Below are 10,114 nucleotides of genomic sequence, written 5' to 3'. Positions count from 1 at the left end.
TCGCTCTATGGCGGAGGTTTGCATGGAATCGTCCCCCATTGCCGCCTTGCCCGGCCAACCGCCGGGGCCGCGCCTCGCCTTTGCCGGTGATCGCCAACGCCTCGACGAGATCGCCGAGACACTGGCGGCGTTGGCGAATGCCCACGGTGGCACATTGATCATCAGTGGCGGGCGCGGTACGCAGCTCGGCCCGCTGCGCGACCCCGCTGCTGCGACCGAACTGGTACTGGCGGCTGCGCTTTCCTGTACACCACCGTTGATTATTCCACTGCCACACGTGATTGTCTATCAAGAGATGCCAATCTTAGTGGTGGAAGTGCCAGCTGGCCTACCCTACGTCTACGCGGTCAATGGCCGTTACCTCCGTCGCGAAGGTGCAAGTAATCAGCCGCTCTCGCCGGCTGCGCTGCATCGCCTGTTCAGCGAACGGGCTGAACTCGGTTGGGAGCGACAAGCACCGCCTGATGCTACGTTCGCCGAACTTGACCCCGATCTGGTCGCCGCTTACGCCCGTCGCGTTGGGCCGCCCGCCGGTGATGATCCGCTTGCCCTACTTACCCGGCGCGGCTGCCTGATCGATGGTGTGCCAACCAACGCCGGCTTGCTCCTCTTTAGCCGCGATGTCGCGTTGCGTTTCCCCCACGCCGAGATCACGCTCGTGCGCTACCGTGGGCGCGAGCCGGCTGATGTCTTCGAGCGGGAAGATATTTGCGCACCGCTGCCCGAAGCTATTCGCCGCGCCGAACGCTGGCTCAACGAGCATATGCGGCGCGGGTCGCGGATGGTTGGTCTCGAACGTGAAGATTGGACGCAGTTCCCTCCCGGTGCAGTCCGCGAAGCGCTGGTGAATGCGGTCGCTCACCGCGATTACACCGTTCACGGCGAAGGCATTCGTATCACGCTCTTCAGCGACCGGCTTGAAGTCTATTCACCCGGTCGCCTTCCCGGTCACGTTACCCTTGAGAACATCCGTGCCGAACGCTTTTCACGCAATCCGGCCATCGTGCAGGTGTTAGCCGATCTCGGTCTGGTTGAGCGTCTCGGTTATGGGATCGACCGTATGCTGCGCCAATTGGCTGCCGCTGGGCTTCCTCCCGCTACCTTCCGCGAGACGGCTGCCGGCTTTCTTGTTGTTTTGCCCGGCCAACCGATGGCCGAATCGCTGCCCGGCGGCGTTGATACCACTGCGTGGCGGCGGATGGGACTCAATGATCGCCAAATTCAGGCATTGCTCTTCGTAGTTGAGCACCAGCGCATTACCAACCGTGATCTGCAAGAGATGTATCCTGACGTGAGTGCTGAAACGATCCGCCGTGATCTGTCGGATCTGGTTGGGCGAGGGTTGCTACTGAAAGTGGGTGATAAGCGGGCCACATACTACATTCTGAAATGAGCTGATCGTACAGAGGTTGTCGTTGCAACGTCAAATCATCACCGCTCTGGGTATGGTATGAACGACATCATTGTCATTCTCGACCGCCCCCAAAACCCCCGTAACATTGGCGCAGTGGTACGAGCAATGCTCAACACCGGTTTTCGCCATCTGCGGCTCGTCGCGCCGGCCCCGTTCGATCACGAGCTTATCGCGGCAGTTGCGCATCGTCCCGAACCAATCTTAGCGACGTTGACCAGCTACACCGATATGACCAGCGCTGTTGCTGATGTGCGGTACTTGGTTGGCACGAGCGATCGCCCTCACCCCGGCGTACCGTGGCGTAACGATGTTCTCAAAAGAGATGTGTGGTACACTAGATATTGCGGTCGCCTTCCCTCGCGGAAGGCGTGGATTGAAACGGCAGTGGGCGGTAGAAACGCGCCAACGGGCTGTGCATGCCGGCCCAGTGGGTTTGCTCTTTGGTGCAGAAGACAATGGCCTCAGCCGCGCCGAACTGAGTCGCTGCCATGAGATCATTGGATTGCCGGTCGATCCGACGTGCTCTACGCTTAACCTTGCCCAAGCCGTGCTACTCACGCTCTACGAACTGCAACAGGTTTCGCCACCACCAGCGCCACCCGCACCACCCGCTGAACCGCCCGCCGATCTTGCAACGCTTGATCAGCTTTCTGCGATCGTCGACGAACTGCTCACTGCGACTAAGTTTGTCAAAAGTGGCAATGGCCGCGCACTCCATCAACGCCTGCGCACAATCATCACTCGTGCTGCACGTAGCCAACGCGACGCTGCGATTATCACGGCTCTGCTACGCGAAGCAGTGCGACAATTAACACGCCTGTCGTAACCCCACCCATTCACATCTGGTACCTCTTGGCAGTCCTCTGTTATACTTGTATCATCAAATATGTACTTAACTGATAAGTCCGTCTGCACCATTGCTTTGTACTGAACACCAACAATGACCACCCACATCCCACTTGCCGCATTTCGTTCACGCGATTTTCGCTTGCTCTGGTTCGGCAATGTTGTCTCGCTCAGCGGCACCGAAATGACACGGGCGGCAGTGAGCTGGCACATCCTCGAATTATCCGGCGGTGACCCGCTGGCACTAGGTGCAATCGGCGCAGCGCGGCTCGTGCCGCTGGTGTTGCTGGCGCTAGGCAGCGGCGTGCTGGCCGACGCGGTTGACCGTCGGCATTTGATGATTGGCGCGCAGATCGCGATGATGCTCTGCTCACTGGTGCTGGCCTTGACGGCGAATCTTGGTCTGGCCGCGCTGTGGGTCATCTACGCCGTCACCGCTCTCGCCGCCGCCGCCAATACGCTCGGCTTGCCGGCGCGGCAGGCGCTGATCCCCTCGCTTGTCCCTCGCGAACATCTCGCCGGCGCGTTGAGTCTCAATATCGTGGCGTGGCAACTGGCCACCATTGTCGGCCCAACCATCGGCGGTCTGCTGATCGAGCGCGGCGGGGTGGGTTTGGTCTATTGGGTGGATGTGGTGAGTTTTACCGCCATTCTGGTCGCGCTGCTGCTGATGCGCCCGCGACCGCTCGCTGTCGAAAAACGCGACATTAACTTGCGCGCCGCGATCGAAGGGTTGCAGTTCGTCTGGCGCACCCCATTAATCTGGAGCACAATGCTGCTCGATTTTCTCGCGACCTTTTTCAGCGCTGCTACCACCTTGCTGCCGATCTATGCCCAATCAATTTTGCAGGTCGGCCCGCAAGGATTAGGTTTGCTCTACGCCGCGCCATCGGTAGGAGCAGTAATTGCTAGCGTGATCTGTTCGATCTGGGGTGCCGGCAACCGGCAGGGGCCGTTGTTGTTATGGTCGGTAGCGATCTACGGCCTCAGCACCGCCATTTTTGGCCTCAGCACTCATTTCGGCCTCTCGTTGCTGATGCTGGCGATCAACGGCGCTGCCGACACAGTAAGCATGGTCGTGCGCGGCAATATCCGCAACCTTGAAACGCCGGACGAACTGCGCGGGCGGATGGTGGCGGTCAATATGCTCTTCTTCGCCGGCGGGCCACAACTGGGCGAGATCGAAGCCGGCGTCGCTGCCCGCCTGTTTGGCCCCCAACTCTCGATAGCACTCGGCGGCTTGGCCTGTGTACTGATGACCGGCGTGGTCGCCGCGAAGGTACCAATCCTGCGCAACTACACCGACGGGCGCCGACCCGCGCCGGCCACCGCTCCCGCTGCGGCTGACTAACGACGCCTGCTCCGCTGCTCTTGGGCTAACCCGGCAGTTCTCCTTCTTCCAGCCTATGGGAGATGGGGAGAGAGGATGCAGACGGATATTGACAGTTCTTGCTTCCATATCCTACACTACATTATGCAGGAACCACCCTTTGATGGAAAGGAAATACGAACTATGACCATCGAGCGCCCGGAAGCGTTCGTCTTCTTTGGCCCCCAGACCGTCATCGGCCCGGAATTGCAGCCCGGTGACAAAGCGCCTGACTTCAAGCTGGTCAATAGCAAGCTGCAAGAGGTTACATTGGCTCATTTTGCCGGTAAGCCACTGTTGATCAGCGTAGTACCCTCGCTCGATACCGGCGTATGCAGCAAGCAAACCACCCGCTTCAACGAAGAGGCAGCCCGGCTCGCCGGCCAAGCCAACTTTATCACCGTCAGCGCCGACCTGCCCTTCGCGCAGGCGCGCTGGTGTGGCGCTAACAATGCCGACGCCATCCAGACCCTCTCGGATCACCGCGATATGAGCTTCGGCGCGGCGTATGGTACCTACGTGCCGGCCTACCGGATCGAACAGCGAGCTGTGTTTGTGGTGGATAGCGAGGGTGTGATCCGCTACAGCGAATACGTGCCGGTCGCCGGCCAAGAACCCAACTACGATGCCGCGCTTGAGGCACTGAAGGCACTGCTCTAACCAGCGCGATGATAGGCACGGCATACCAGCACTGCTCATTCCACAGCGTCGGTTGCCCGAAAGCATATCATCCCCTTTGCGCTTTTTGCGTCTCTTCGTGGCTATTCTTCTCCAATCGTTCGTAGGGAGCGCTTGCCGCCAGCGCTCCCTTATGCTATACTGCTCGCCGGCATTGCAAAATGCCAAATACGCACACCCTGAGGCGCAGTCGCTCCTGCCGGCCTACTCCGGTACAGGCTGCGAGATACGACGGGTGGAGGTGGTTTCGACCAGAGAAGGAGCAGGAAAGGTATGACTCAAGCATTGCCGCGCGTCGTCACGATTCGAGAATTGCTGGAAGCTGGTGCCCACTTTGGGCACCCCACCAACCGCTGGAACCCGAAGATGAAGCCGTATATCTTCACGGCTCGCAATGGGATCCATATTATCGATTTGCAGAAGACGGTAACTGGCCTAAGCCAAGCGTATCAGTTCATCTCTGACCTGACTGCGCGCGGCGAGAAGATTCTCTTCGTCGGCACAAAGAAGCAGGCCCAAGAGGCGATTATGGAAGAGGCGGTGCGGGCCGGCCAATTCTACATCAATCGCCGCTGGCTTGGCGGCACACTCACCAACTTCACCACCATCAAGCGCCGATTGAAGCTACTGAGCGATCTCGAAGAGCGGCGCGACCGCGGCGAGTTCAACCGCTTAACCAAGGCCGAGGCGGCTAAGCTCGAAGAGAAGATTGTCCGGCTTAATCGCGTTTTCGCCGGCCTGAAGGGAATGGAGCGGCTGCCCGGCGCTGTGTTTATCGTTGATCCGCGCAAGGAAGAGCTAGCTGTGCGCGAAGCGGCGAAAGAGAGCATTCCGATTGTGGCGATGGTTGACACCAACTGTGATCCCGACCCGATCGATTATGTCATCCCCTGCAACGATGACGCGATTCGGGGCATCCGGCTAATGACGGGGAAGATCGCCGACGCGGCCATTGAGGGGATGCGACGGCGCGAAGCGGCCCAAGAGTAACCAATCGCTGTGCAGCTAGGCAGCCGGCTTGATTGGCGGCTACTTTCTCTCAAGATAGGGGGTAGGGTAAGGGGCAAAAAATCGGCTCATCGCCAATATCTCTTGCCCCATCCGCCCAGATCGGTTTACACTTGCGATATGCGCATCCCAAACCTGACCGGTTGCTCAAGGTCAGAGCTGCGCAGGCAGCCTCGACGTGAGGTTGCCGCACTTCGGTCACAAGAGCGCAAACCGACGTTGCACGGGGGGGCGCATGCCCCTCCGTCGCACGATCCGCACTACCCTAATCTACCGGTAACGGCATTGGATAGAGGTTCTTAGGCAAAGGGAGCAAGACTGTGGCAGTATCAATCGAACTGGTGAAGGAATTGCGTGAACGTACCGGCGCCGGCATCAAAGAGTGCCGGGATATTCTTGAGCAGACCGGCGGCAATATCAATAAGGCAATCGAGATTCTACGGGAGCGCGGGATTGAGGCGGCAGCCAAGAAGGCATCGCGCGAGGCGAACGAGGGCCTGATTGGCGTGTATGTCCACTATGGATCGCGCATTGCCGCAATGGTTGAGCTGAGCTGCGAAACCGACTTTGTGGCCCGCACGGCCGAGTTCGGCCAATTGGCCAACGATCTGGCCCAGCATATCGTTGCGCTCAACCCGCGCTTTATCAGCGCGAGCGAAGTGACCGATGAGATGGTAGCCGAGAGTGGCCAAACCCGCCAAGCGTTCATCGAAGAGACGGTGCTGCTCGAGCAGAAGTTTATCAAAGATCCGGCCCGCACCATCGAAGAGAAGATCAAAGAAGCGATCGCCAAGCTCGGCGAGAACATCGTCGTCCGGCGGTTTGTGCGCTACGAAGTCGGCGCTTAACGCACATTGATTGGGCGGTTTGCCAGTCGGGCAAACCGCCTAGTTCTCTGCTTTGCTGCGAGTAGTTCCATGCAACAACCAAAATACCGTCGGATTTTGATCAAACTGAGCGGTGAACAGATCAAGGGTAGCGATGGCGAGGTGATTAGCTACGATATGCTCGACTTCCTCGCGCAAGAGATCGGTCGCGTTCACCGCCACGGGGTTGAGATCGCCGTTGTGGTAGGCGGCGGCAACATTTGGCGCGGCCATCGCGCGATCGAACGTGGCATGGATGCCGCCCAGTCGCACTATATGGGGATGCTGGCGACGATTATCAATGCGCTAGCGATGCAAGATGCACTCGAGCGCCATGGCCTCGATACTCGCGCAATGACCGCCATTAAGATGGATGAAGTGGCTGAACCTTACATCCGGCGGCGCGCCACCCATCATCTCGAAAAGGGGCGGGTGATCATTCTCGCTGCTGGCACTGGCAACCCCTACTTCACCACCGACTCAGCGGCGGCACTGCGCGCCGCCGAGATCCATGCCGAAGTGATCTTGATGGCGAAAAATGGCGTCGATGGCGTTTACGATGACGATCCGCGCCGCAATCCGGCAGCAACCCGCTTTGATCACATTCACTATCTCGATGCGCTGAACCGTGGTCTGACCGTGATGGATAGCACGGCGCTGACCTTCTGTATGGATAATAACTTGCCGATTATTGTCTTTAACGCCATGGAACCCGGCACTATCGAACGGATTGTTATGGGTGAACATGTTGGCACGCTTGTGAGTAGTCAGCGAGGAGGCGCGTAATGCTGAACGATGTAATAACCGAGTATGAGGCGCATTTAAAGAAAGCGACTGAAGCGTTGCGCCATCATCTGGCGTCGATCCGCACCGGACGCGCCTCGGCAGGGTTGGTTGAGCATCTCCATGTCGAAGCCTACGGCACGACTATGCCGCTCAATCAATTGGCCAACATTAGTGTTCCCGAAGCCCGGATGATCGTGATCCAGCCCTACGATGCCGGCATGATCAAAGCGATTGAAAAGGCGATCCAGCAATCTGATCTTGGCCTCAATCCGAGCAACGATGGCCGGATCATTCGCTTGCCGGTGCCGCCACTGACCGAAGAGCGCCGGCGCGAATTGGTGAAGATGGTGCGCCATCGCGTCGAGGAAGTCAAGATTTCGGTGCGTAATCAACGCCGCGATGCGATTGATGATCTCAAGAAGTTGGAAGCCGAGAAATTGATCAGCGAAGATGACTTGCATCGCGGCCAAGAACGGATCCAGCAGTTGACCGACCGTTGCATCCGCGATCTCGAACAGATCGGCGCGGAAAAAGAAGCGGAAGTGATGGCGGTCTAACGCTGTCGCTGAGAGGCGCTATTATTATGAGTCAGGATGGTGTACCGTCCGGCACAAAGATTCCGCAGCATATCGCGGTGATTATGGATGGCAATGGGCGCTGGGCACAACAGCGCGGCCTGCCACGCCTTGCCGGCCATCGCGCCGGCACCGAAAATATCCGACCGATCGTGTCCGAGTGCGCTCGGCTCGGTGTACGTGTACTTACTTTGTACGCCTTTTCGACCGAGAATTGGAACCGGCCATCGCTGGAAGTGCAGGGTTTGATGCAGATTTTGGGCGAGTTTATCGATCGCGAAATCCGTAATCTGCATGCCCAAAATGTCCATTTGCGCCATCTGGGCCGGCTCGATGGCCTAAGCCCCCATCTGCGCGAAAAGGTCAATTACGCGATTGAATTGACCCGCCACAACACTGGTCTGACGTTAGCAATCGCATTTAACTACGGCGGTCGCGCCGATATTGTCGATGCAGTGCGCTCGATCGTCGCCAGCGGCATCCCCGCCGACCAGATTACTGATGATGTGATTAGCGCCCATCTGTCAACCCGCGGTTTGCCCGATCCAGATATGATCATTCGTACCAGCGGCGAACGGCGGATCTCGAATTTTCTGATCTGGCAGTCAGCCTACAGCGAGTACTGGTTTACGCCGGTGTTCTGGCCCGATTTCCGGCCCGAACATCTGCATCAGGCGATTCTTGACTATGGACGGCGCGAACGCCGCTTCGGCGGGCTCCCCGAGTCGAGCTAATACCTTGGCTGCGCGCATCACCAGTGTGGTGGTGCTGTTGCCCTTGATCATTGCCGGCGTGTGGTGGCCGCCAACTACCGCACTGTTAGCCGGCTTGGTGATCGCATTGGCGATCGGTGAGCTGTTTGCGATCTTTCGCCACGGCGGGTATGCGCCGCGGCTGTTCGAGGGTATTGCAATCGGCTGGTTGATCTGTGCGGCCACCTTTTTTCAACCACTGACGACAATCGATCTTGTGCTCGTTGTGGTATTCGTCTCGATTCTTGGTGCATTGATTGCCGAACTTGTCCGCCGAAATCGCCAGACCAGCCTGCTCGGTTGGGCATTGACGTTCGCGGGCGCGTATTACGTCGCTGGCTTGTTAAGCAGCTATCTCTTATTGCGTCAGCTTGAAACGCCGTTACAGGGCGGATGGCTGGCCTTCGCGCATATCCCGCCCGGCGCAGCATGGGTCTTTTTTACACTGGCGATCACGTGGTTGCAAGATACCGGTGCGTTCTTTGTTGGCCGCTCCTTTGGGCGCACCAAGATGGCGCCAGTTCTCAGCCCCAAGAAGAGTTGGGAAGGTTTCTGTGGTGGGATGGCTGCCGCGATTACAACTGCTCTGTTCTGCGTGCCACTGTTGGGCTTGCCAATCACATTGATCGAGGCGGCAATTCTCGGCGTGGCCGCCGGCATTTTCGGCCCGCTCGGCGATTTGGCTGAGTCGCTGATTAAGCGGCAAGTCGGGGTGAAGGATTCTGGGTTTATCATCCCCGGCCACGGCGGGATTCTTGATCGGATCGATAGTATTCTCTTCACCGGGCCGGTGATCTACTACCTTATAGTGCTTTTTTCCCATTGAGCTGGCGTTGCTCGTTCGTTATAGTGCTATCGTATCGATCAAGAAGTGTTGCTGACGCTATGATTTCATCAACCATCACCCAACAACAATGGATTCCTGATCCTGCATTGGCCGGATTTGAGACGCTGCCGCTTGATCTGGCTGGTGGCCGCGCGGTTTTGGTGCGTCAGTGCAAGCCGCCGGCAACGGGTCGAGCCGTGCTGTACGTGCATGGCTATTCCGACTACTTTTTCCAAACCCATGTGGCTGATGTCTTCCGCGCGCACGGTTATGCGTTCTACGCGATCGATTTGCCCGGCCACGGACGTGCTATCCAACCCGACCAGATCCCATGTTTTTATCGCGACATTGCCGAGTTTTATCCGTTCATCGACGCAGCGATTGGGGTGATCGACACGGCCCATAACCGGCCATGGCTGGTCTTGCACGGCCATTCGGCGGGCGGGTTGGTGACGGCGCTCTACGCGGCTGAAGGCGGACGGCGTGACCGGCTTGGTGCGCTGGCGCTGAATAGCCCGTTTTTCGATTTTATGATCGACCGTGCCACGCGGGCTTCGATCCCGCTGGTAATGCTCTTAGGCCGGCTCAAACCTACCCGCATCGTGGGCAAACTGTCATCGGTTTACGGCGAGACGATCTATCGCGGTACCGGCGGTGAATGGGAGTTTGATCAACGTTGGAAGCCGGTCAATGGTATTCCGATGCGGGCCGGCACGGCGCGGGCCATCTTGCTGGCCCAACGCCGGCTGCGGCGTGGCCTTGGCATCCGCTGTCCGATCTTGATCTTGCACTCGGCGCGGTCGGCATGGCCTATCCCCGGTAGCCCTGAGATCACGCGGGCTGATATTGTGCTTGATGTAGCCCACATGCGGCGCGATGGCCCAATGCTGGGTGATGATGTGACGATGATTGCGATCGAGGGCGGGCTGCACGATCTGGCCTTATCGCCAAAGCCAGTCCGCGAGCAGTATTTTGCCGAATTGATGGGATGGCT

Annotated in this window: 12 protein-coding genes; all 12 read left to right on the top strand. The window is 58.4% G+C overall.

Features of this window, described 5'->3' with window-relative positions; translation table 11 throughout:
* Window positions 1–22 precede the first annotated feature (22 nt).
* Window positions 23–1,393, top strand: a complete 1,371-nt coding sequence (locus Q1A00_RS17685; RefSeq protein ID WP_298402424.1) for an ATP-binding protein — start codon at window positions 23–25, stop codon at window positions 1,391–1,393.
* A 57-nt stretch (window positions 1,394–1,450) separates the two neighbouring features.
* Window positions 1,451–1,906, top strand: a complete 456-nt coding sequence (locus Q1A00_RS17680; protein ID WP_366917437.1) for a TrmH family RNA methyltransferase — start codon at window positions 1,451–1,453, stop codon at window positions 1,904–1,906.
* On the top strand, window positions 1,788–2,240 hold the full coding sequence (locus Q1A00_RS17675; protein ID WP_298402435.1) for a TrmH family RNA methyltransferase: 453 nt from the start codon (window positions 1,788–1,790) through the stop codon (window positions 2,238–2,240). The genes Q1A00_RS17680 and Q1A00_RS17675 overlap by 119 nt, the downstream gene beginning before the upstream one ends.
* Window positions 2,241–2,354: 114 nt before the next feature.
* Complete coding sequence (locus Q1A00_RS17670; RefSeq protein ID WP_298402426.1) at window positions 2,355–3,611, top strand: MFS transporter; 1,257 nt, start codon at window positions 2,355–2,357, stop codon at window positions 3,609–3,611.
* A 162-nt stretch (window positions 3,612–3,773) separates the two neighbouring features.
* Window positions 3,774–4,289, top strand: coding sequence for a thiol peroxidase (tpx, locus tag Q1A00_RS17665; protein ID WP_298402427.1), 516 nt, complete (start codon window positions 3,774–3,776; stop codon window positions 4,287–4,289).
* A 291-nt stretch (window positions 4,290–4,580) separates the two neighbouring features.
* Window positions 4,581–5,297 (top strand): 30S ribosomal protein S2, encoded by a 717-nt coding sequence (rpsB, locus tag Q1A00_RS17660; protein ID WP_298402428.1) that lies wholly within the window; start codon window positions 4,581–4,583, stop codon window positions 5,295–5,297.
* A gap of 338 nt (window positions 5,298–5,635) precedes the next feature.
* Entirely contained in the window at window positions 5,636–6,163 is a 528-nt protein-coding gene (locus Q1A00_RS17655) for a translation elongation factor Ts (protein ID WP_066790369.1), read from the top strand.
* 69 nt (window positions 6,164–6,232) lie between these two features.
* Complete coding sequence (gene pyrH / locus Q1A00_RS17650; protein WP_298402429.1) at window positions 6,233–6,967, top strand: UMP kinase; 735 nt, start codon at window positions 6,233–6,235, stop codon at window positions 6,965–6,967.
* The gene (frr, locus tag Q1A00_RS17645; RefSeq protein ID WP_298402430.1) at window positions 6,967–7,524 is read left to right on the top strand and encodes a ribosome recycling factor; all 558 of its coding nucleotides are present in this window, start codon (window positions 6,967–6,969) and stop codon (window positions 7,522–7,524) included. Before pyrH ends, frr begins: the two co-directional genes overlap by 1 nt.
* Before the next feature lie 26 nt (window positions 7,525–7,550).
* Window positions 7,551–8,276, top strand: a complete 726-nt coding sequence (locus Q1A00_RS17640) for an isoprenyl transferase (protein ID WP_298402431.1) — start codon at window positions 7,551–7,553, stop codon at window positions 8,274–8,276.
* 4 nt (window positions 8,277–8,280) lie between these two features.
* Window positions 8,281–9,120: a phosphatidate cytidylyltransferase gene (locus tag Q1A00_RS17635; RefSeq protein ID WP_298402432.1), complete on the top strand. Its 840-nt coding sequence runs from the start codon at window positions 8,281–8,283 to the stop codon at window positions 9,118–9,120.
* Window positions 9,121–9,179: 59 nt separating this feature from the next.
* A partial coding sequence (locus tag Q1A00_RS17630; RefSeq protein WP_298483137.1) for an alpha/beta hydrolase occupies window positions 9,180–10,114 on the top strand: 935 nt, incomplete at its 3' end.

Source organism: uncultured Chloroflexus sp. (assembly GCF_938091255.1).
GTDB lineage: Bacteria > Chloroflexota > Chloroflexia > Chloroflexales > Chloroflexaceae > Chloroflexus.
This window is presented reverse-complemented; position numbering and strand designations above follow the sequence as displayed.

Bases quoted from the DNA above. Each gene is read 5' to 3' on its own strand.
- Q1A00_RS17685 (WP_298402424.1), top strand. From the start codon at position 23: ATGGAATCGTCCCCCATTGCCGCCTTGCCCGGCCAACCGCCGGGGCCG.
- Q1A00_RS17680 (WP_366917437.1), top strand. From the start codon at position 1,451: ATGAACGACATCATTGTCATTCTCGACCGCCCCCAAAACCCCCGTAAC.
- Q1A00_RS17670 (WP_298402426.1), top strand. From the start codon at position 2,355: ATGACCACCCACATCCCACTTGCCGCATTTCGTTCACGCGATTTTCGC.
- tpx (WP_298402427.1), top strand. From the start codon at position 3,774: ATGACCATCGAGCGCCCGGAAGCGTTCGTCTTCTTTGGCCCCCAGACC.
- rpsB (WP_298402428.1), top strand. From the start codon at position 4,581: ATGACTCAAGCATTGCCGCGCGTCGTCACGATTCGAGAATTGCTGGAA.
- pyrH (WP_298402429.1), top strand. From the start codon at position 6,233: ATGCAACAACCAAAATACCGTCGGATTTTGATCAAACTGAGCGGTGAA.
- frr (WP_298402430.1), top strand. From the start codon at position 6,967: ATGCTGAACGATGTAATAACCGAGTATGAGGCGCATTTAAAGAAAGCG.
- Q1A00_RS17640 (WP_298402431.1), top strand. From the start codon at position 7,551: ATGAGTCAGGATGGTGTACCGTCCGGCACAAAGATTCCGCAGCATATC.